General features: G+C 45.1%; 17 protein-coding genes. 8 read left to right on the top strand and 9 right to left on the bottom strand.

Features of this window, described 5'->3' with window-relative positions; all coding sequences use genetic code 11:
- Positions 1 to 45: 45 nt before the first annotated feature.
- On the bottom strand, positions 46 to 501 hold the full coding sequence (locus tag FAI40_03800) for a hypothetical protein (protein ID QCE34536.1): 456 nt from the start codon (positions 499 to 501) through the stop codon (positions 46 to 48).
- A gap of 203 nt (positions 502 to 704) precedes the next feature.
- Here FAI40_03800 and FAI40_03795 point away from each other — a divergent pair, with 203 nt between their 5' ends.
- From FAI40_03795 to FAI40_03785, 3 genes are read left to right on the top strand one after another with little or no spacing between them, the layout of a single operon-like run.
- On the top strand, positions 705 to 1,202 hold the full coding sequence (locus tag FAI40_03795) for a hypothetical protein (protein QCE34535.1): 498 nt from the start codon (positions 705 to 707) through the stop codon (positions 1,200 to 1,202).
- Between the two features lie 25 nt (positions 1,203 to 1,227).
- Positions 1,228 to 2,421 (top strand): MFS transporter, encoded by a 1,194-nt coding sequence (locus tag FAI40_03790; GenBank protein QCE34534.1) that lies wholly within the window; start codon positions 1,228 to 1,230, stop codon positions 2,419 to 2,421.
- Positions 2,382 to 3,569, top strand: a complete 1,188-nt coding sequence (locus FAI40_03785; protein ID QCE34533.1) for a hypothetical protein — start codon at positions 2,382 to 2,384, stop codon at positions 3,567 to 3,569. Before FAI40_03790 ends, FAI40_03785 begins: the two co-directional genes overlap by 40 nt.
- On the opposite strand, the gene FAI40_03780 is transcribed toward FAI40_03785, so the two are convergent.
- Complete coding sequence (locus FAI40_03780; protein ID QCE34532.1) at positions 3,566 to 5,884, bottom strand: DEAD/DEAH box helicase; 2,319 nt, start codon at positions 5,882 to 5,884, stop codon at positions 3,566 to 3,568. The two genes, FAI40_03785 and FAI40_03780, sit on opposite strands and share 4 nt — an antisense overlap.
- A 259-nt stretch (positions 5,885 to 6,143) precedes the next feature.
- Here FAI40_03780 and FAI40_03775 point away from each other — a divergent pair, with 259 nt between their 5' ends.
- Positions 6,144 to 6,518 (top strand): hypothetical protein, encoded by a 375-nt coding sequence (locus FAI40_03775; protein ID QCE34531.1) that lies wholly within the window; start codon positions 6,144 to 6,146, stop codon positions 6,516 to 6,518.
- Between the two features lie 64 nt (positions 6,519 to 6,582).
- On the opposite strand, the gene FAI40_03770 is transcribed toward FAI40_03775, so the two are convergent.
- The 5 genes from FAI40_03770 to FAI40_03750 all read right to left on the bottom strand — a co-directional run bounded on the left by FAI40_03770 (position 6,583) and on the right by FAI40_03750 (position 14,083).
- Positions 6,583 to 8,097, bottom strand: a complete 1,515-nt coding sequence (locus FAI40_03770; GenBank protein ID QCE34530.1) for a hypothetical protein — start codon at positions 8,095 to 8,097, stop codon at positions 6,583 to 6,585.
- A 1-nt stretch (position 8,098) separates the two neighbouring features.
- Positions 8,099 to 9,595, bottom strand: a complete 1,497-nt coding sequence (locus tag FAI40_03765) for a hypothetical protein (protein QCE34529.1) — start codon at positions 9,593 to 9,595, stop codon at positions 8,099 to 8,101.
- A 22-nt stretch (positions 9,596 to 9,617) separates the two neighbouring features.
- A complete protein-coding gene (locus FAI40_03760; GenBank protein ID QCE34528.1) occupies positions 9,618 to 11,114 on the bottom strand; it encodes a hypothetical protein in 1,497 nt (498 codons plus the stop codon).
- A gap of 15 nt (positions 11,115 to 11,129) precedes the next feature.
- Positions 11,130 to 12,641, bottom strand: a complete 1,512-nt coding sequence (locus FAI40_03755; protein ID QCE34527.1) for a hypothetical protein — start codon at positions 12,639 to 12,641, stop codon at positions 11,130 to 11,132.
- A 107-nt stretch (positions 12,642 to 12,748) separates the two neighbouring features.
- A complete protein-coding gene (locus tag FAI40_03750; protein ID QCE34526.1) occupies positions 12,749 to 14,083 on the bottom strand; it encodes an ATP-binding protein in 1,335 nt (444 codons plus the stop codon).
- 221 nt (positions 14,084 to 14,304) lie between these two features.
- Between FAI40_03750 and FAI40_03745 the strand changes: the two genes are divergently transcribed.
- A complete protein-coding gene (locus FAI40_03745; protein ID QCE34525.1) occupies positions 14,305 to 14,967 on the top strand; it encodes a hypothetical protein in 663 nt (220 codons plus the stop codon).
- 85 nt (positions 14,968 to 15,052) lie between these two features.
- Here FAI40_03745 and FAI40_03740 read toward each other — a convergent pair whose 3' ends face one another.
- Positions 15,053 to 15,493 (bottom strand): hypothetical protein, encoded by a 441-nt coding sequence (locus tag FAI40_03740; protein ID QCE34524.1) that lies wholly within the window; start codon positions 15,491 to 15,493, stop codon positions 15,053 to 15,055.
- A gap of 212 nt (positions 15,494 to 15,705) precedes the next feature.
- Between FAI40_03740 and FAI40_03735 the strand changes: the two genes are divergently transcribed.
- The 3 genes from FAI40_03735 (at position 15,706) to FAI40_03725 (ending at position 19,048) form a co-directional block, all read left to right on the top strand.
- Positions 15,706 to 16,449 (top strand): LemA family protein, encoded by a 744-nt coding sequence (locus FAI40_03735; protein ID QCE34523.1) that lies wholly within the window; start codon positions 15,706 to 15,708, stop codon positions 16,447 to 16,449.
- Positions 16,446 to 18,188, top strand: a complete 1,743-nt coding sequence (locus tag FAI40_03730; GenBank protein QCE34522.1) for a hypothetical protein — start codon at positions 16,446 to 16,448, stop codon at positions 18,186 to 18,188. The genes FAI40_03735 and FAI40_03730 overlap by 4 nt, the downstream gene beginning before the upstream one ends.
- A gap of 170 nt (positions 18,189 to 18,358) precedes the next feature.
- Positions 18,359 to 19,048: an Abi family protein gene (locus tag FAI40_03725; GenBank protein ID QCE34521.1), complete on the top strand. Its 690-nt coding sequence runs from the start codon at positions 18,359 to 18,361 to the stop codon at positions 19,046 to 19,048.
- Between the two features lie 96 nt (positions 19,049 to 19,144).
- Here FAI40_03725 and FAI40_03720 read toward each other — a convergent pair whose 3' ends face one another.
- Entirely contained in the window at positions 19,145 to 21,457 is a 2,313-nt protein-coding gene (locus tag FAI40_03720) for a hypothetical protein (GenBank protein ID QCE34520.1), read from the bottom strand.
- Positions 21,458 to 21,550: the final 93 nt, after the last annotated feature.

Genomic DNA, 21,550 nt, shown 5'->3' with positions numbered 1-21,550 from the left:
TTCCAAGAGGGTGGCAAGCAAAAAGACGCCTGAAAAAAGACGATTTTATAAAATCATTTCGGTTTTATTTGTGTCTGGTTTTGAGGGGGCAGAGGGATCGCTGGCATTGGCGGACGCATTCATTTCTATATTTTTTTTGTTGAGCAAATCCCAAGTGGAAATGGCCGCATCGCCAAACTTCTTATTAGGTTCTGATTGGCAAATATTAAAAACAGAGAGCAGGAATTTCTGGGGATCAAGCTCCTCGCCAGCGCATTGCTCCTTGGGCTTTTCGCCGAGGCACGTTGTTTCCGCCATGTCGGAAATCCCCATGCCGTAGGCCTGAAAACGCAACACCATCGTACGGGTTTTAGGACTGCTTTTCGCCGAGGCAACCGCGGTAAAAACATGACAGGGTTTTGAGCCAAGATGCGAATAAACCCCCTCGGGCGCAGCGTTTGAGAGGGTGGGCAAGGGCGCAAGAAAAAGGGCGGAAAGCGGAAGAAGAAAGCGTTTTTTCATAAAAATCCTTGCGTCTGTATTCTCCTAAATGGCCGTATCTCGCTTTATTTTTGCAAAAATTTCAGCGTTTTGGAAAGCGTTACTGTTCGTTTGAGTTTAGCCCTCTTTTTGAAAAACCGTCACGCTTTTTTTCATAGCGCCCTTCTTCCCAAAACGTTTTATAAAGAAAACATCCAAAAGATTAAAAACCAAACGAGTTCCCAATGAACGTACCAGAACAGAGTGGAAGTAATTTAGAAGAAGCAAAAAAGGAGGCATCTCGCTTTGAAAAAGCTTGGAGCAATTTCCTACGTCTTTTGAAAATGATCGGTGAACTGCTTATCGCAGAAAATCCCAGCAAAGAACTGAAATGGGAAAAGAGAATTCATAGTTCATTTAGAAAATTTTTGAATGAACTGTTAGGAAGAGAGAAGCCAAAAAGAGAAGAGCCTCAAAAGAAGCGGTTTGACTCAGAGGTAAGTAATTTAGACGAAGTTAAGAAAGAGCTAAAATCGTTTCTAACAGAGAAAAAATCAGAGAATTTTGTCCTTACAGGCAACTGGGGGACAGGTAAGACACGGCTTTGGAAAGATGTGGTAGCAGAAGCTCAGAGAAAAGTATCATGGTATAATGTATTCACAGTAATAGCTGGTTTTTGGTTTCTTGTGTCTTTTATTTTAGCGGATTTTTTTTCCCACTTATTTGGTCATTTTTTCAAGTAATAATATTGCTTTTCTTTGGATATTTTTGGTCGTTTGGGTACTGTCTTTGATAGGATTTTATTTTACTTTGCAGAAAAGAGATAACATTTTAGCACGTGGGCAGTATGCTTATATTTCTGCTGATGATTGTGAAAATATAAAAGATTTAGAAGGTAAAATTATTGATGGGACTGTAAAAAGTTGGGCTGCGGGAAAGGCTCTAAAACCATGTATAATATTTCTTGACAATGTTGTTATTCCAGCATGTTTGGCCTCAGCTCTTTTGATAGCAATTGTTTTTGCTATTTATTTACTGGTTTCGTCTTTTACAGGTTTGGATGTAAATTTTTGTAATGATAAATTAACTATTCTTTTGGAAATTGGTAAGAGTTTTGTCCTTCCTCTTGTTTCTACTATTTTTGGAGCCCTATTTAGTTTTTGGAGAATGCGACAAAGGTATTTTCGTCTAAGAAATAATCTTGTTTGTATTGATGATATTGAGAGAGCAAATAAGTTAAATCCTCAAGATATTCTTCATCTAGCTGCTGATTTACGGGATAATAATAATTGTAAAGTCGCTTTGATTTTAAATGATGATCTTTTTTGTGATGAGGATGGGCAGTTAAAGCTAGAAAAATCAGCCGCTTGGAAAGTCGCTTTAGAAAAAGGATCGGATCGCCATTTTTGCTTAAAGCTAAGTGCAGAAGATGCTGTACGACTTGCCTTAGGTGAGATAGTTGTAGGGGAGGATTATAGAAAAGATCGGTTGCGTTGTTATGTTGTCAGTTTAGAAATCAATAATATCCGAGTGATTCTGCGACTTTATAATGATTTTAGTCGTTTTAGAGAACGTTTAGAAAAAGAAAAAAAGATTCAATTAGGTCCAGAATTATGGGACGACCTTGTTTTCCTTATAGTTGTTACAGGATACATCAAATATTTTCACCCTGAAAAAATAGCGGAGGCTGAAAAAGTTGATGCCGAAGCTCAAGAAAGGAAACGGGAAAATTCATTAGAGAGTTCTAAGCAGCCACTAAAATCTAAAGTTGAGGCGGGAAGAGTTGCTTCCAACGATCTGGAAGAAGAACAGAAATCCGAAGCTGAGATTTTGACAGGGCTTGTTACAAAAGAAGTTGAAAAACAAATACAGATTTTTCGACAAGTTCTTACGATGCAATTGGGATTATTGTTACATACGTCTTGGATGGTGTCTTACCATCTGATGCTAGAGAGATTTTAAAAAAATTAGAAGAAATAAAAGAGAATATAGAGGTTCAAGCAGTAGGGAAGAAAGTAAGAACACTTCTTAATATATTACAATTTGATTTGGATATTCCAAATGATGCAGAGATTAAAAGACAAATCAATGAGATCAGAGCGAATGCTGATAAAGTTCTTTATCGTGATATTGTAGAGCTTTTACCGATACTGGAAAAATTTGATTTTAAAAAAGAGGCATTTTGTCTTGCAAATACATGGAAAAAGGCACTATCAAACGATTCTTTGAATAAGTTTATACAATCTCCTTTCACGAAACATAGACAAAGAGAAATAGCGCTTTCACAACCTACACTAGATGCATTAAATGCATTAGAAAAGAGTAAAATAAATCATTCAGTGAATTTGATTGTCATCAATGCATATTTGAAAGATATTCTTCAAGGAAGTAGCGATAACGAATTAAAACAGATAGCTTTAAGCTGGATTATGGAAGATAAGCCTATTAATCCTTCAGCTTTGGAAGAGATCGCTAAACAATCGCTTTCATTTTGGAAAGAGCTTTTTAAAAAGACTAAGACACTCGGTTATATTGTGAATTTTTTAGAAGAGCGCACAGTAACAGAGAGTATAGCGAAAGAAAGTGTCGTAGAAGCTCTTCGAAAGACTATTAGAGAATATTTAAAAGCATTATCTAAACAGTCAGAGATTTATAAAAAGTGCTACGCAAAATATCTTTTAACGCCTGCACAACAGGTACTAAAGGAAATGGGTAATGAGTTACTTCTTTCAAGAAATCCTCTTGGAATGTATAAAAAAAAGCCTATAAGTGACGAATGGGAACAAGAAGATGCGGCAATTGTATTTGCTTTATTTGATGTGAATGAGTGTCTTTTAATTACAAATAACTTTTGGGATCCTGCGAGGTATACAGCTAAATCTCTTTTATCTTTCGTAACAAAAAACAAAGAAATTTTACAGCATGATGAGCATGAGTTTGTGGGATTAAGCTTAAACTTTGGCAAAATGCTTTACTCTTATTTAAAAGGATTAAATCAAAATTCAACAGTTTTTCAAAAAAGTAAGATAAAAGAACTTATTGACGCTCATCCGTGGGAGGAACTCGTGGCGGAGGCCAAGAGAAGGGAAGTCCCTTCAACACCCTCCTAAACCTTCTTCACAAAATTATTGAGCCATTTTGCGCCTGTTTCGAGGTTGAGGTTGGCGCTGGCGTAATTTTCCCAGAGCAATTCTTGGGGCAGCGTCCAATCCCATTTTTCACGCTGGAGGTTCTGAGCATCTTTGAGCAGCGTTTCCAGAGGGATTTTCGGGTCTGCTTTGACCTTGCGGAGCTTGACTAAAATCTCGTCCGTATCGTCCATTTCCTTATCAATCATGAGGCCGAGTTCATTATTGCGTGCGGAAATCTCATGCTGATTGAGAAAACACATCATCGCCTCATTTTCATTATCGCCAGCCCATGTCAAAATTTGCAGACGGTCGCCATGATCAATCAGGTTGGTATGCTCCAGCCCTAATTCCTGCCAAGTCGCCCGTGCCTCGGAAATAAAATCCTGCGCCTCGGCATCGAGAAAGCGGAGCTTGCCTTTGCCAGCGCAAATACGGCGCATTTCTTGGCGGACTTGGTGATGCACCCTGCCACCTTCGCCGTGGATTTTAACAGCCGCCCGTTTTGTTTCGACAAGATAGATGGTTTTTTCGGATTCGGAGACGCTTTGCACCATCCAAGCCTGCCCTGCAAATAAAATCGTTGTTTTAGGTTTGATAAGCCCCCGAATAGGGAGCGTCCCGAGCGTCTTGCCATGGGCGACAAGGCGGAATTCATCTTGGCTTTTAAAAGAGGCGTAAAACTCAAAATTATTGACCATTTTATCGCCGACTTCTCCATGCAATAACGTGCCCGAATGGTCCTGCATGAGGAGGTCAATTTTCCCGAGATGGCTTAAAAATTGCTTAAATTGCGCTGGGCTGACCTGTTTAAAGGGGCTTTCCTCCATACCGCAAAGAAGCTTATAGGCCGTGCCGGGCTGAATCCCATTATATTGCGCAATCAGGGAAAGAAGCTGCTGCACGAGGGTGGAGAGGTGAAGCCCTTGAATCAAAGGCGGTTCGCACCAGTTTTTGAGGAGGAGCGAGATGCTCGCCGACATTTGGAGCGTATTGAGGCGCAAGCGATCCTCGAGGGTGGACTTCTCGTTTAATCTTTTTTCCAGCACATAGCCCCGTAAAATCGGATGCTCGCCCCGACCACGGCCCGAGCGTCCCATACGCTGGCGCAAATTGGCGACCGAGGGGGGCGGATTAATCTGGGCAATGGATTTCACACGGTTAATATCAATGCCAAGCTCAAGGGTGCTGGTGCAAATGCCAATGGCTGGCTGGTCTTTTTGCTTGAGGGCGAACTCGGTCTCAAGGCGGAGTTTAGGCGAGAGACTGCCATGATGTGGCCAGAATTGCTGGGGCAGTTTCTGTGCCTCGCAAAAGCCGTTGAGGAGGTGGGTATAGCTTTCCACGTCTTGGCGTGTATTGGGAAAAATTAAGTGGTTTCCGCCAAGAAGGCGCTTAAAAAGGTCTTTGGCAATGCTGTATTCGGCGGAGGCTTTTTCTTTTTTATCGGCCACATCGTCATCAGAAAGGCCAAGGCGCTTTTTCTCTTTTTTAAGCGCTTCCTCGGAGAGTTTGAGGCGGGCGAGCTCGCCGAGGATAATTTTTTCATCGTCTGTCAGCGGTTCTCTGCCGAGATAGCCTTTGACAAGGATTTTCATTTTGGACTCTCCAGAGCCCACATCGACAATTTCAACAGGGGGGATTTTTTCGGATTTTCCAGCCGAGGGTCTGAGGAAAAAAGCGCCCAGTTCCATATTTCCGAGCGTTGCGGAAAGGCCAATCCGGCGGATAAAGCGTTTCTGGTCAATTTCAATCCTGTAAAGTAAAGACTGAAGTTGTTTCCCTCTTTCACTGCCAATAAAGGCATGTAATTCGTCAATAATGAAAAATAATGTCCCTTTAAAGAGGCGATGCACTTCTGTGCCACGACGGCAGAGCAAAGCCTCCAAAGATTCAGGGGTAATGAGCAAAATCCCCTCGGGCTTTTTGAGAAAGCGGTTTTTCTTGGTCGCTGGAATATCGCCATGCCACGGCGTTACAGGAATTTTAAGCGTTTCACAAAGATGGTCGAGCCGTTCAAATTGATCGTTAATCAGGGCTTTGAGCGGGCTAAGATAAACAATCAGGCAGGGGGCAGAGGGATTTGCCGCCTGTGTTTGCAAATAGGCGGTTAAGGCAGGGAGAAACGCTGCCTCGGTTTTACCAGCGGCAGTGGGGGCGGCGATAATCACATCTGATTTTTGATTGAGAATGATAGGAATGGCGTTTTCCTGCGCTGGGCGAAGGGCGTCCCATTGCGCCTGCCATAAAAAACGCTGAATGCGGGAGTCTAAAAGTTCAAAAGCAGAAGAGGTCATAGGCGCAGGGATTTTTCTTTGTTCACAGCTGAAAAATTAAATGAAAAATTAAAATAGGCAGAGGCGAAAAATTATACATGCTAACCCCCCGACTTCCAAAGAAAAAGTAAATCCCTTTTTTTGGGGAAGTCTTGTAAAGACTGAATTTATTTTAGGAAATGGCTTGAGGGTGTGGGGGGGAGCGCTTATATCACACATATTTGCCGATGATGGGAAAGAGCCTCCCAAAGAGAATGGGCTTGGAGTTTAAGGAGTAAAAATGCAGCCGTCCGCCGATATGAAAGAAAGCCATTTCGAGATTGACACAACGGATGACCAAATTGTTGATCATTCCCTCTTTTTTTTCGCAAATAAAGAGGTTCGGGTGAACGATCAGAATGAGCAAATCTCTGGCTATGAGTTATTTGAACTCGTCCGCAAACAGAACAGTTACGGGGAAGTCCGCTCCGTTTGGCAGTTTGAAGGGTTTAAAACCAAAAATGAGATGGTTGAATTTGCCCTCGATAGTGAAAACGATATTTGCGCTGGGGCGGTGGAGAATAACACGGTCTATGTCGGCAATGTGCTAGAGCCTGTTTTAAGAATGACACAGCAGACAGGCAGTCAGATTGAGGAAGAGCTTTCACAGGATTAGGCTCTTTCTAAGGGAAAATTGTTTTAAAAAGGCGCTTCCAGTTTTAGAAGCGCCTTTTTTTATTTTATTCGCCGTCTTTACGCTCAAAAAGTCCAGTCCCTTCCGAATTTTCGCTATCGGTGGGCGCAAGGCGGTAATGTGCCTGAAGTTCGGCCTCAATCATTTGATATTGCTGGAGGATTTTTTCAGGCGTGTCTTTCGCAGGTTTTAGAATGGGATAGCCAATCGAAATCCATTTTGGTTTTTGGGCTAAAATATTAGCGACTTCCTGATTTTCATCTTCAATGCCAAATGCCCCTTGCTCCTCGGCTTTGCCGAGATGGTCATGGTAGGAAAAGCGTGTCAGATGGCAATTTGCAGTGACCTGCGTAATATCCTGCATTTCATCATCGCCGTATTCAAACAGACAGCCGGGATGTTTTTCCATCAGCACACGGTGGCTTTCATAAAGTTTAAGGAGCGGTTTTGGCGTGAGGGAGACATAAAGCCTGACTTCGGCGACAATGCTCAAGCCAATGATCAGAAGATAGAGGTAGAAACGCCCTAAGCGTCCACTTTGGGTGAGGAAGATAAAGCTTGCCGCAACAGGAGGCGCAAAGGCAATGAGAAAGCCCGGGCGTGCCGTCATTAAGGTAACGGTAAAGGCAGCACTTGCCAGCCAACCGCTTAAAAGGCAGAGGCTAATCATGTCCTTGCGGATTTCTTTTTTGCTGAGAAGCGTTGCGAATTCAAGAAACAGTCCAATGGCCGTGAGGGAGAGAATGCCCATCCAAAGCAGGAAAAGCGGCACAGGTGAGCTTCTTTTATGCAAGAAGATTGAGACCACATTGGCAAAGTACCAATCGTCCCAATGACCTGAGAGGAAATAGCCAGCGATAATGAGCAGGGTCGGCAGAATAGCCGCAAAGATCCAGAGCAGCGCAGAGCCTAGAAGATTTCGGATGGATTTTGTCTGAACCCAGCACAGGCCAAGGAAGAGACAGCCGAGGTAAATTCCTTCAAAAACAGCGCTGGATTTGACCTCAATCGCAATCCCAAGAGAGACCATCGCAAGAGCGCCTGTTACCAGACGCAGGCCATTCTCTTTTTTGAGGCGGTCATAGCGCAGAAAGAACAAAGCAAAGCCAAGTGTTACAAAAAAATTGTAAAGGACTGCTTCCCGTCCGCCATAGCCACCTAAAGCGCTGAGCAGTGGAAGGTAGAAAAGCGCTGCTGTAAAGCCTCCCTTGCGGGAGCAGAGGCTTTCACCAATTTTATAGAGGAGGTAGGACGTGCCCCAAGCGAATAAGGTTGCGCCAAAAGAGGCGGCCCAAAAGCGGTACGGGCCGAAAAGGGCAAAAAATCCGCAAATGAAAAATTGAAGGAAGGGTTTGCGGTCCCAAATATCGACATAAGGGAAAGAGCCCTCGAAAATTTGTCCGCCAACATACATGTACCAGTTGGCATGTTCAGAGAGGAGCTGGTCGCCAAATCCCATAAAACGCAGTAAAACCGCCCAGATCAATAAAGTGAGCGGTATAAGCCAAGAGATATTTTGCGCTATTTTTGCTTTGAGGGGAGAGTCTGTTGCGCTTGCCATCTTAATTATGTTCGTAAAGTCCTTTGCCTGCCGCGTTGAATTTTTCTGTTCTTGCGAGGTGATAGTGCGCTTTTAGCACGTTTGTAAGATAAGCATACTGTTCTAAAATTGCTGGCGGTGTGCCTTCTTCGGGCTTCAAAATGGGGAAGCTGATGGAAATATAGCGGGGCTGCTGGGCGATAATATGTTTGATTTCGTCCAGTTCGCTTTTCAGGCCAAGCGCCCCCTGTTCCCGAGGCTCTCCAAGATGGTTGGGATAAGGGTAGCGTGTGAGGCGGCAAGTGGCAGTGGTCTCGGTAATATCTTGAATTTCCTCTTCGCCATATTCCAAAAGGCATCCGGGATGCTCTGTCATGAGGAGTTTTCGGGCGTAATAGCGGTTTAAATCTTCAGCGGACGTGATATGGAGGTTGAAGGTATAGAGGCCGATGAGGCAGATAATGATAAAGGTGCAACCTGCAATGATTTTCCCGATGCGCTCGACCTCCCATAAAAAGGCAAAAAGCAAGCACAGAATAGGGAAATAAGGAATGGTGAAGCGTTTAGAAGCTCCCACAATGGCGATAATGAGGGTCGCTGCAAACGCCCAGCCGGCAATGAAGAGGAGAGACTCTCTTTTAATTTTTGAAGCGTTTGTCTTTCTGAGATTCTGATTGGCAAGGAGGATAATGATTAAGCTGAAAGCCATCACAATGCACCAGCGGAGGATTGGTTCAATCGGTCTTGACTGGCCTTGCTGGAAAAAAGAAATCACATTGGCAAAATACCAATCGTTCCAATGTCCGATAAAGACATAAAAAAGGGCTGAAAGGACGGTTGGCAACAGGGCGCAACTGACCCAAAGCGTGCAAAATCCGAAGAGTTTTACGATGCTTTTCTGCGATTTCCAGCAGAAAAAAAGCAAGACGCAGCCGAGATAAATCCCTTCAAAAACAACAGAGGTTTTGAGATCGAGAGCAAGACCAAACAGCAACATGGCCTCCATCCCTATTCTCAAGAGCAGAGCAGGATTTTCCTTGAGTTTATCAAGACGAAACAGAACAAGGGCAAAAGCGCCCAGCACAAAGAGATTGTAAAAAACGGCTTCTCTTGCGCTATATCCTGTGAAAGAATTTAGAAAAGGAAAGTAAATCAGTCCTGCCAGAAAGCCTGCGATACGGGACGTTAAAGGCGCAGCAATGCGGTAAATCAGGCAGGAAGTTGCCCATGCAAAGAATGTCGCCCCAAGCTCCATCGCCCAAAAGCGGTATTCGCCAAAGAAATTAAAAGGGGCATAAAGGAGAAAAAGTCCAATCGGTTTTCGGTCCCAAAGATCCACATAAGGGAGAGAGCCGTGAAGCATTTGCCCCCCGACATAAAGAAACCAGTTTTGATCGGCATCGACAATAGGGCTGCCAAAGTTAGGAAAGCGCAGTAAAATGGCCCACGCCAAAAGCAACAACGGCACGAGCCACGGGCTTTTAGCAGTAAGTTTTTCAGCAAAGGTGAGATGGTTCATGGCAAGGTTGTATAAAGTTTATTCAATCAATTCGTCTGTACAGCCCAATGCCATCAGAAGATAAGGTGTCAGTCGTCTGGACTACACGATAATGCATTGTGAGTTCTTTTTGAATAAATTTATGTTGTAAAAGAAGATTTTTTGGCAAATTTGTGTCTGTTTTCACAATGGGAATTCCAATAAAAATCCATTTTGGACGCTTTTGTAAAATGGCTGCGAGTTCTGCATTCGTGTCTGAAATTCCCAGAGCCTTTTGTTCCTTGGCCTCTCCGAGATGAGAGGGGTAAGGATAGCGTGTCAGGTGGCAGTTGGCAGATTGTTTTGTGATATTTTGAATTTCCTCGCCGCCATAAATGAAAAGGCAGTCAGGGTCTTGGCGAAGTGTTTGGACTGATTTTTTATATAAAAGATATTGATCTAAAGGCATCCAGATTTGCGCCACTTTTATAATACTGCCGCCAAAAGCGAGCAGGAGCAGGCAGAGAAAAAAAGCTTTTTCTTTTTTTCCAATCGGAAAGAGAAAAATAAAAGAAAGACAAAAGGGCAATAAAATAGGGAGTGTCACTGCCGCATATTCACCAATCGCAGAGGCCATGAAGAGGGGAATAAGAAACCAGCCTGTGATGAAATAAAGATAATTTCGGGCGATTTTCCGCTCTTTTAATCCTTTGAGAGAAAGCAGCAAGCCACCGCTGAAAAAGAAGATAAACAGGTAGAGGCGCAGGGATTGGGGCGCATGGGCGCTGAATCCCTGTTTTTGGAAAAAAGAGACGAGATTCGCATAGAACCATGCCTGCCAATGGCCATGCAAAGCGTAAATACCTGCAATCATCAGGGTCGGCAAGAGGGCGAGAAAAATCCAAAGCGCACTGTTTAAAAGCAGTTTCTTAATGGATTTCTCTTGAAGCCAACAAAGAGAGAGAAGGAAGCAGGCGAGATAAATCCCTTCAAAAGCGACCGTAGGCTTTAATTCAATGGTAAAGCCAAAAATTGCCATGGCCTGCAGCCCTGTTTTGAAGAGCAGGGAAGAATCTGTCTGGAGTTTTTCAAAGCGCAGGAGAACAAGCGCAAAAGCGCTTAGGACAAAGAGATTGTAAAAAATCGCTTCAATGCCTGTAAAGGCGGTTAAACAGTTGGAAAGGAAGAGGTAGAGCAGGGCGCAGAGGAAACCGCCGAGGGCGGTTGCAAAATTACAGCCGATTTTATAAATGAGCATCCCTGTTAAAAAGGTAAAGAGATCTGTTCCTAAAAGGCATCCCCAGAATTGCCACGATCCCAGCAGGCTGAAGGGCGCATAAAGGAGGAAGAGGCCAACAGGCTTGCGGTCCCAAAGGTCAACATAGGGCCAGTAGCCATGAAGGATTTGTCCGCCAACATAGATAAACCAAGCCCCATCTGTCCCCACCATGAAGTCATTTAAAACGGGAAAGCGGGAGGCAAAAACGCAAAAGAGCAACGTCAGAGGCACAAGCCAATTTTGATTCGCAGAGATTTTTGCAGAAAGGGAGGCGTCGGTCATGTTGCGGTTGGGTCTTTAGCGGTGCTTGTACAGCCCTGTGCCATTGGTATTTTTACTTTCTGTCGTGGCAAGCTGATAATCGTGTTCAAGGGCTTTTTGTACGGTTTGGTATTGGGCGAGCAGTTTCGCTGGTGTGTTCTTTTTGGGCTGTAAAATGGGATAGCCCACAAAAATCCAAGTCGGCTTTTGGTTTAAAATACATTCCACTTCTGCATTCTCATTTTCAAGTCCGAGTGCGCCTTGTTCCTCTGGTCGTCCCAGATGGTTAGAATAGAGGAATTTTGTCAGGTGGCAATCCGCCGTTTCAGGCGTTATATCCTGAATTTCATTGCCACCATAGACAAAAAGGCAGTTTGGCGCTGGATTTTGGGAAATCTCTTTTTGCATGGCCCAGTAATGGGCAATCTCTGCCGGGGAGGAGAGATAGAGATAAAGCCTTGCCTCCCCTGCAATCGTGGCGGCAAAAAGGAGGCAGGCAAAGAAGATTTTCCCTTTTTTACCGCTTTCCCAAAGAAACAGACAGCAAAGGGAAAAAGGCAGAGCAAAGGTTACCAAAGTGCCAGCTTTGGCCGTCATCCATGTGATCATGAGGGCAGAAGCAATCGCCCAGCCAAGAAGATAGAAAAAGACAGTTTGTTGGCGTGAAAAGCTTTCTTTTTGAGTACGTGACTGAAGGCCTGAAAAAGAAAGCGCAGCCGCTAAGATTAAAAGCGCTAAAAGCCCGCTCCAAAACAAGGTCAGAGCAAGCGAGGCATGCCGTGTCTGGTGGAAAATAGAGACAAGATTGGCAAAAACCCATTCATGCCAATCCCCGTGAAGCGCATAAATCCCCATGACAATCAGGGTCGGACAAAGGGCTAAGCTGATCCAAGCCAGCCCATGGCTTAAAAGCTGTAAAAAAGATTTTCTTTGCTGCCAAGTGAGCCATAACAGGACACAGCCGAGATAAATCCCTTCTAAAAAGACGCTGGGTTTGAGTTCAATCGCCAGCCCAAACAAGATCATGGATTGCGCCCCTGTATTAAAGAGCGCAGGGGCACTGTCTTTTATTTTGTCCCAGCGGAAAAGGGAGAGGGCGAAGGCCAGCAGGAGCAGCAGATTGTAAAACACAGCTTCCCGTCCGCCATAGCCTCCAAAAAAACTCAGGAGCGGACAATAGAGCAGGGCTGCGGCAAAAGCGCCTTTGGCAGAGGTGAATTTCGTTCCTAATCGGTACAGCAGGCTGGAGGTCGCCCAAGCGAAAAGCGTAGCGCCGATTTGATAGGCCCAAAAACGGTATTCGCCAAAAAGGTTAAAAGGGGCATAAAGGGCAAACAGTCCGACGGGTTTTCGGTCCCAGAGATCGACATAAGGCCAGTAGCCATGAAGCATCTGTCCGCCAACATAGAGATACCAGTCAGGATCATCGCCAATCAGCGGATCGCCAAAGGCAGGATAGCGGAGCAAAACAGCCCAGAGAAGCAAAAGGAGTGGAATGCGCCAAAATTGGCTGGTTAACCGCTTGTTCTCAGGGTTGGCTTGTAACAATTTTGGCCTCCTCTAAGGGGAGCGGTTAAGGGATAGATGGGAAAATAACGGCACGATAGCAAGCGTGCCGAAAAATGCAAGAAAATAGACTGCAAGAGGAAAGGACGCTAGAGCGTGAAGTCGGCGAATTCGTCCTCTTCTTCTGTTTTGGTCGTTTTATCGCCTAAAATCGCCTCTTCACGGTCAGCCTGAATGTCTAAACCGCCGAGTAAATCCTGCCATTTTGCTTCAGGATTTTGTTCCAGCACAGCGAGAAGATTGATAAAGGCCGTGATGGTTGTGCGGGGGGTTCTGAAAAAGCTGTTGCCAATCCGATCATTGCAATGCTGCATAAAGGCGGTGATGGCTTCATCTGGAATAAGATATTTACTTTCATCGCCACTGGCATGGACGTTGCGGATATTGGAAAGCAGGAGATAGAAATCTTCGGGGGTTAAGCTCGAGAGACGCACCACAGGGCCTGAAAAATCGACCAGTCCATCGGTTGCGAAATTATTTTGGCTGAGACGGCTTTGCAAGGCTTCATAAGAATAGAGGCCACGCCGTGGATCAAGTAAAAATTCAGGCGTTCCGCCCAAAATAAAGCCGAGCCCGACAGCAGTGCCTTGGAGAGAATCATTTAAAATCCGCAAAAGCTGCTCATAGTTGGAGCGTCTGGCTTGCGCATTGGAAAGCTTAAACAGATTCACCATCTCATCAAGAGAGACCAGCAATCCGCTATAACCTGCGAGCCGCACAAAAAGCGCCATGAGTTTAAGCTGATCGTAAAAAGAGCCATCTTCAACAATGGCACGTACGCCTAAAGCTTTTCTCGCATCTGTTTTGGTGGAAAACTCACCTCTAAGCCAGCGCAGGGCATCATTTTTAAGCGTTTGGTTATCCTCTTCAAAGCCACGGCAATAAGCGGCAATGACTTCGGCGAAATCATAGCCGTTCACCAGCTCGCTGAGCTGTTCAAGTTTATGCTGAAGAATGGTTTCCACTTTTTCGTCCGAGGCTTTGGCTTCGCTTCGGCAGGTCGCAATAAATTTTTCGACAATCCCAGCCATCGCATTGCCATCGGGGCGGGCACGGGTGGAAAGATTGCGCATCAGCTCGGCAAAAAGCGAGCGTGCCTGCCCTCCTGTCGCATGGAGACGTCTGTCGGGGTTAAGGTCGGCTGTGGCCACAACGAGCTTATGCTCGAGCGCAATGGTGCGCACAAGATTGAGGAAAAAGGTTTTACCTGCGCCATATTCCCCGACAATCAAGCGAAAGGCGGATCCGCCATCGGAGAGGCGCTCGACATCTTTAATGAGGGTTTCAACTTCGAGTTTGCGTCCAACCTGAATGAGATGCTGGCCGATACGGGGCACAACGCCAGCCCGAAGAGATTGCAAGAGCGCATCTTTATCACGGGGGCGGATTTTAATTTTTTTCTCAGTGGCAGGCGTATGGGGCATAGAAAGATGCAACTTTCACGTTGAAGACAGCAAAAAAGGGATTAAAAATAACAGGCTATGAAGTTTAAGGGGAAAAACCGCACTCTGCAAGAATTCCTTTTCGAGAGAGTGCTTTGCGCTTGTTTTTTCTGGATAACGTGGCATAGTTGAGGTTCGTTTTAAAAATGAACCCCTAAAATATTTTATAAATTGTGTGGTCGCTAAGCGCATTAAGGAATGTTATGTATAAATTTTTGAATAAGAAAGTTGTTGCAGCTTGCCTTGCCGTAGGTATTTCTGGTGCGTATATGGCAAATACCGCCCATGCTGAGGTTTATACAGAGACGCAGGTTCTCTCTGACAAGCAGCAATGGAAATTTGCTGGTCTTTTGACTTCTCCTAAGGCGGCTTTTTGGCTTAATCAGGGTATGAGCGGGAATAATGGCGTTGCCTCCCGTGTGTCCTCGATTGAGGTTGTGTCTTTTACCTTTAATAAAGGTGCGAAAGAGGCGGTTCGCTCTATCGTGCCTATTCCTTTTGATAAATTAGGGGTGATTTCCGCCTATGCGAATGTGACCTTTGCCAATGGGGATAAGCAAGGCGGTATTTTGATGGTCGATAATCCCGGGGAAAAGGAAAAAGTAAAGGCTTATTGGGTTTCTGCGGAGAAAATCTCTGGCTTTTTGAAAGCGGCAGAAGATTTAAAAACAGGCGGGCATCCGCTTCCAGCCTATCTCCATGCGGATTTTAATGATCCTGAAGTGCAGAATTGCGCTGCGCAGTCTTTCCTAATCCGTCCTGTCGGGCCAAGTGATTATCCTTTCCAGCGCTGGGTGCGTTGCACAACGCCAGAGCAGCAGGAAGAGATTATGGATCCAAAAAGCCTCGTGCCAAAACGCTATTAAGCTAAACTCTCTCCGTGCAAAACTTCGAAAGGCAGGGAACACCCTGCCTTTTTGTTTGTGTCAGAGATTTCCTAAGGCGTAGCGCTTAGGGAAAGTTAAACAAGGTATTGTCAGGATTGTCGCCAGGGGGCGTGCTGTTGGAATTGGGATCGTTCCAAACCTGATCTTCCTCATCGTGGTCTTGTGCTTCATCGCCACGGTCAGAGGCAATAATGGCTTGCGCTTCCTGCTGGGCTTTGTCAGGGCGTTTGTTTGTTGGCAGGCCTGCTGTATTGACCGAATTGCCGTCTTGCGCATTTGCTGGCTGGTCTGGATAAGGCAGATTGGTGTCAGGCGCTGGCAGGGCTGGCGCATTCGGATCATGGGAAAAAGGCATTGTGAACGCCCCTCTTGTCGGTTGCTGCGCACGTCCTTGGGTGGGAAGAAGCGTAACGCTGGCAGCACTTAGGGCGCAAATGGCGCTAAAGCTGAATCCTTTTAAAAAAAACGTTTTTACAGAGGCATTTACATCAGAAAATTTCGGCATAGGGGCAGTCTCTATGGGAAGAAAATGAGGAAGCGGAAACAGGTTTAGAAAAGACTTTGCCGTTTCGTTGCCTTTTTGCCAATAGTCGAGGGTCTTTTTTAGAAAAAAAGCCGAAAGCTTGTGCTTTTAAGACATTTCATTTTAGGGTCAAAAAGATATTTTTTAGAAAAAAGGCGTCTCAAAGGGCGTACTGGAATTGAGGATTTTTGGTAATGGCAAACGAGCTGGACGAAATCACGGGTTCTGTCAATCAAGAAGGGCGGGACGTGCATGTTATTGAAAAGCAGCTCCCTGTTACCATTGGGGTTGGTTCGCTTCTTTTTGAAATGTCGCTTTGGGTCGTGGGATTTATTCCAGCGATTTTACTTTATGTTGGCCATGTATTGCCACAGGATCAGGCGCTTTGGGTTGGGCTTTTAGGATTTTTGCCAGGTCCTGTCTTTTTATGGATGAAGGCGCAGGCAAAGGCGACCTTGAACAAGCTTCAGCAGCGTATTCAGGCAGATGCCTCCCAAATTGACCATTTTTTAGAACAGCGTGTGATTGTGCTGGAAAATGTGGTCGGGCTGCTCGATAAATCTATTGAATTAGATAAAAGCGTGATGGAAAAAGTCACCGCTTACCGCAGTGGAATTACGCCTGCGCAGGACGGGGAGCGTAATGCGGTTGCCCAGAATCTCAATCAGGCGTTTTCTCTTGTCCGGGCAACGGCAGAGGCCTATCCAGATTTAAAATCGCAGTCTGTGATTGCGGATGCGATGCGCCAAAACACCTATCTCCAACAGGAAATTACAGCAGCGCGTGGCCTGTATAATGATGCGGTTTTACTTTGGAATGAGGCGATTTTTGATTGGCCGACCAAGCAAATTATCGCCGCAAGAGCGCATTATACCAGCCGTATTCCTTTTACTGTTTCCGCTGAGACCAGAGAGGCGGCACGGAGCAAGTTCTTTTGAGCGATGTGGCCTCGTTAGAAACCATAGGGGGCGGCGATACGCTCGACCCCTTGGATTTCTATCAAAATGTTCTTAAGGACAGACATGCGCAAACGGTTTCTGATGCTTTCGAGGAACTGCTTGAGACCTCAGTGGTGGACGAACAGGAAAATCAGGCGCTTATTCGGGAATTAAGGGGACTTGAAAAACAGGCAAATTCAGCAGGGCGTAAATGCTTCTGGTGGAAGGTTGCGCTGGGGATTGTCGCCCTTTTATGCGCTGGGGGAACAGCGTATCTTTACAGTCTTTCCGATCTTTGCAAACAGGTCGAGGCGATTTCCGCTCATTGGATGATCGCACCGCCTGCGATTGGCTTGCCCCTTTTGTTTTTCTTATGGCAGGCTTATCAAAAAGCCCTTTCTTTTCTTAACGACCTAAAGGCGCAATGTGATGTCAAGCGCAAGGAGGCTTGGAAACAAGTCCGACCGCTTAATCGGCTTTTTGAATGGGATTTAGCTTTAAAACTGGCGGAAAAGAGCTTTCCAGCGCTGACCTGTGATTCTTATTTCCATAATGGCCGTTTGCGGGAGATGGTGGAGCAGTTTAATTTTTCCCAGAATTTAGGAAACAACACCTCTATTTTGCACACCCATAGCGGTGCGCTCAATGGTAATCCTTTTATTTTAGCGCAGACACTTAACCATTGGATGGGCACAAAGCTTTATACCGGGACGCTTTCCATCAGCTGGACTGAAAGGCATCGGGATTCAAATGGAAATTGGGTTTCCACAACACGGCATCAGGTTTTAACGGCCTCGGTCACAAAACCTTTTCCAGAATATGGGGAAGAGACTTTTTTAATTTACGCCAATGAGGCTGCGCCAGATTTAACGTTTTCACGATCGCCCTCTAAACTTTCGGGCTTAGGCGATGGGTTTTTCGATAAGATGCGTAAAAATCATGCAGTGAAGAAATTAGAAAAGAAATCGCTCAAAGGCGATAATAATTTCACCGTGATGGCGAACCGTGAGTTTGAGTCTTTATTTGGAGCAAGTAACCGCACGAATGAGGTGCAATTCCGCTTGCTTTTCACGCCGCTTGCCCAGCAGCAGATGTTGAGACTGCTTAAAGATTCCGAAATTGGCTGTGGCGATGATTTCAGCTTTAGCAAAGATCACATGATAAATTGGGTGCGGACAGCGCATTTGAGGGCGACCGATATTGATGGCAGTCCTAAAAAATTCCAATCTTATGAAATTGCCGAAATGCGGGAATTTTTTAAGACGTATCATGCGCAGTTTTTACATTCTTTTTATTTTGCCCTTGCGCCTTTATGGGCGATACCGCTTTATCAAAATCACCGCTCGCATCAAGAGATTTATAAAGATACTTACGCCAAGCAGCCTTGCGCTTGGGAGCATGAGGCCGTTGCCAATGATTATGGCGAAAGGGCCTTTGCCCATCCAGAAAGCAAAACCCGAAATTTGCTCAAAACCGCACTGCCGCAAGCGGGAGAGGCTGGCCAGAAAATGCAGGTAACGGCAACAGGCTATAAATCCGTTGCAAGGGTCACCTTCATTCCTGTTTTTGGGGGAGATGGCAAATTCCATCAAGTGCCTGTGCCTTGGGACGAATATTTCTCTGTTGCGAAAAATTCTGAGTTTGAAATTGGTGCTTTTGAAGATGTGCCAGAGGGCGCTGCGCTTGAGAAAAAAGGTCTGCTTAAAAGAGGCCCGCTTTTCGCAACAAAACCTGTTTAGGGAAGAATTTGGGATAGGGGAAAAGTGAGTTCGGAAGGCAATTCGGAACAGTTAAAGGGTATTGCTATAAACTTAAATAGTTTAAAGAAAGCGCTATGAGATATGACAGGTTTTTTCCTATGTTATTGGGCACAGTTTGTCTGGCTGCGATTGTGATCTTGTTTTGATAAATAGAAATATATCTTGTATCAGTTAAAAGTGTTCTTAATCTCTATGAGTTCGACCGTAAGTTGCGCCTGCATTTAGCTGGTGCTTTAGATATTATTGAAATATCTTTAAGAGGTACGATCGCTTATAGATTTGCAATGGAGCATGGTTCTCATGGCCATCTCAATCCAGATAACTACACTTTTAAAGATAATTATAAAGGTGATTGGAAAATTGTTCCCATATGGGCAGCGATTGAGGTTATTCCGTTTGGAACTCTTTCTGTATTCCTTGCAAGTATTAAAAGTAATGAAGATAAGAAAGCGATTTCTCATTTCTATAAGCTACCAGCTCTTCATTTATTACCAAGTATTACACGTCATTTAGCGTACACTCGTAATTTATGTGCGCACCATAGCCGTCTCTGGAATAGACATATGAGAGTGCCATTTACTATTCCAAAGTTTATTATGAAGCAGCATTGTATTAAAGATGAGAATAATCAGATTATTGGTGACAAGAAGCTTTATCCAACTTTATTGATCTGTGACTATTTGTTGAAAACTATTGATCCTGAATCTCAGTGGTCAAAGAAACTTAACAGACTCTTTGCTAAGCATCCGCATATCGATTTTCAAGCGATGGGCTTCCCAACAAAGAGAGAGTACGCTTCGCTAAGTAACCCTCCCATTAATCCTTATAGTGAAAAATAAAATTTCAAGCGGAATCTTTGAAAAGAAGCGCCTCAAGAGGGGGAGGTTTCCTTTTTTGGTCCGCTTTATGCCGTTCTGGACTGATTGAAACGGGCATTAGTGGGGAATAAATTCCGCCAGTATTTCTAACATTTCAGGGTTGATTTCAAACGGGTCTTCCCCCTCGATAAAGGGTTCATCATAGACGTCAAAAGCGGCATCATTGATGGTTTCAAGCGCCCCTTCGGCCATGAGGTCGAGATTTTCCGCAATCTGTTCAATTTCGGCTCTTTCCCATTCGCTTTTTTCGAGCAGTTTTTGTGCCATTTTCTGATGGGCGGAATCAAGCTCTGCTAAAGGAAAAGAGGAATCTTTAGTTTCTTCTGTTGGGGTTTCTGGGACTGTTTTGTTGTTTTCGGATTTGGGGCAGGCGCTTGTTTGGGGGGATAGAGGTTCGGGAGGCGATGTTGTTTCTTCTTCTGGATTAAAAATCGTGTCTAAAATGCCTGTGATTTTCTTTGTGGCTTCCCGTTTTTCGGCAATTTTCCCGTGATCAAGGTTAAGTCCCTTCTCTTCAGAGGTTTCATTTTTAAAAGTGCCGGGCAGGTCGATATGGCCACGGCTGACATCACTGGGCAGGCTCGCAGGGTCATGATCAAAAAGCTTATAGAGTTTCTCTAAGAATTTCATAGCGCCAATAGAGACCATGCCCAGCAATTTTGCCTGTTTAATGAGCATATTGAGATAGGCGACTTTTTGGACTGGGGTGAGGTTCAGGCTCGGCAGTTTTTTCTTAATCAGATTAAAAATCTTGGCTGCAGATAGCGTATGAAGATAAAGCAAATGCGCTTTTGCCTGTTGTGCCTGCAAAGGAGACGGCGTTTCAGGCAAGAGGTTGGGGTTAAGAAGCTGATCGTGCAAAAAACGCTTCCGCTGGGCGTTTAGCCCATGATTATCAGAGGTCGCCAGTCCAGTCCCGAGGGCAAGGAGGAAACGAATTTCGGTGGGCAGGGTTTCCTGCGTTTCGTTTGCTTTAAAGGAATAATGGAAAAAACCGTATTTTTCGGACAGATCCACGGCATTTTTGTTTGGGGTGGGCTCAACGCCAATTTCAAGTGTTTTGAGATTTTCCAGCAAGACATTGATTTGCCGCAGAGAAAGACGCTTTGGCAGGCTGGCATTGGTTTGAGGATTGGGATTGATCTGTTCAAAAAAATCTTTGAAAGAGGCGCAATCCGTGCCCTCTTGCGCAATCCGTTCCGCCAGATTTTTGATTTTTTCCTGCATTAAGCTTGGCCAAAGAGGAAAAGGCAGGAGAATAAGCAGGTCAATCCCTTCAGCATTTTCAGGCTCTTTGGAAAGAGCCCGACTATATAAATCAAGCTGGTCGCAGACATTGAGGGCGATTTCTTCGAGCTTGTTTAAGGCGTTTTTAAGGGGCGCAATATCGGGAATTTCATGGAATTCTTCAAAAAGCTTTGGATAGAATTGCATGCCGTAAGAGGTGGGAGAATAGGTCTTTTTGAGAGGAAAACGGCTTTTAATCAGGCGCATCCATTGTGGAAATTCTTCTGCAAAACAAGTCATGAAAAGCTGGTCAAACTCTTTGGGGCAGCGTGCTGCAGGGGTTCGCAGGGTGCTTTCAGGGTGGTAATGCAGCCATGCCAGCGCCATGGGGGGCGAAAGGGGCAGGGCATTCTGGCTCATCAGCCCGAGCGCAAGGCGTAAACGCCAAGGTATTTCGGTACGTTTTGCCCGTGGATGGGGATAGATTTTCTGAATATTCTCCCAAATTTCCATCCATTTTTGAGGGCGCTCTTCTTCAGGGAGGTCTTCTGGAACGAGGAATTTCCGCAGATATTTTTCCGCAATTTCAGGGTCTGTGGCGAGGCGATAGTCCCGCATCCATTCGAGTAATCTGGAAATCCCCCCTTTGAGTGAGAGGGAGCGGTGTCCGTAAACGGCTGCAAGTCCTTTTAGCTCTTGCGCAATCAAAGACCATTCCGCAATGCTTTCAGCGTCCAAAGGGCGTGGGGTGGTGAGAACACGCCGTTCCAGCCCGTAAAAGAAAATCATGGCAAATCCGGGATCGGCATCTGTATGGCGGCGTCCTTGGGAAAGCCAATGAAGATAGGCTCGCCGTCCCGAGGGGGCGAGGTCTTGATAGCTCGGATTATTCCCCGTCTGGCGCATGGTAAATTGTCCAAGGGGCGCAATATCAAGGGCAAGGTTAATCAGTTCTGGCCCAAAATCTTTGAGAGAGGTTGTGCTGTTGCGAGGAATTTCGCCAAGATAGAACATGCCATCTGTAATGATTGTGCCCTCAATTTCGATGCTTTGGCCTGCCTTGATCCATCTGGGCGCATGTAAATTAAAAAGATGCTGTGCCGAGGGAATGGGCGCATCTGGCGCTATGTTTTCCTCACGCAAGGTAAATTCAGGCAGTTCTTCGTCAGGGGGGATTGGAAAATTAAGAATGGGACAGTTCCTAAAAATCTAAACATTTTGGGGGTATCGTTTGCG

The sequence above is a fragment of the Acetobacteraceae bacterium genome, from assembly GCA_004843345.1.
In the GTDB taxonomy this organism is placed as follows: Bacteria; Pseudomonadota; Alphaproteobacteria; order Acetobacterales; family Acetobacteraceae.
This window is presented reverse-complemented; position numbering and strand designations above follow the sequence as displayed.

Bases quoted from the DNA above. Each gene is read 5' to 3' on its own strand.
- FAI40_03780 (QCE34532.1), bottom strand. From the start codon at position 5,884: ATGACCTCTTCTGCTTTTGAACTTTTAGACTCCCGCATTCAGCGTTTT.
- FAI40_03760 (QCE34528.1), bottom strand. From the start codon at position 11,114: ATGACCGACGCCTCCCTTTCTGCAAAAATCTCTGCGAATCAAAATTGG.
- FAI40_03745 (QCE34525.1), top strand. From the start codon at position 14,305: ATGTATAAATTTTTGAATAAGAAAGTTGTTGCAGCTTGCCTTGCCGTA.
- FAI40_03750 (QCE34526.1), bottom strand. From the start codon at position 14,083: ATGCCCCATACGCCTGCCACTGAGAAAAAAATTAAAATCCGCCCCCGT.
- FAI40_03770 (QCE34530.1), bottom strand. From the start codon at position 8,097: ATGGCAAGCGCAACAGACTCTCCCCTCAAAGCAAAAATAGCGCAAAAT.
- FAI40_03765 (QCE34529.1), bottom strand. From the start codon at position 9,595: ATGAACCATCTCACCTTTGCTGAAAAACTTACTGCTAAAAGCCCGTGG.
- FAI40_03740 (QCE34524.1), bottom strand. From the start codon at position 15,493: ATGCCGAAATTTTCTGATGTAAATGCCTCTGTAAAAACGTTTTTTTTA.
- FAI40_03735 (QCE34523.1), top strand. From the start codon at position 15,706: ATGGCAAACGAGCTGGACGAAATCACGGGTTCTGTCAATCAAGAAGGG.
- FAI40_03800 (QCE34536.1), bottom strand. From the start codon at position 501: ATGAAAAAACGCTTTCTTCTTCCGCTTTCCGCCCTTTTTCTTGCGCCC.
- FAI40_03795 (QCE34535.1), top strand. From the start codon at position 705: ATGAACGTACCAGAACAGAGTGGAAGTAATTTAGAAGAAGCAAAAAAG.
- FAI40_03775 (QCE34531.1), top strand. From the start codon at position 6,144: ATGCAGCCGTCCGCCGATATGAAAGAAAGCCATTTCGAGATTGACACA.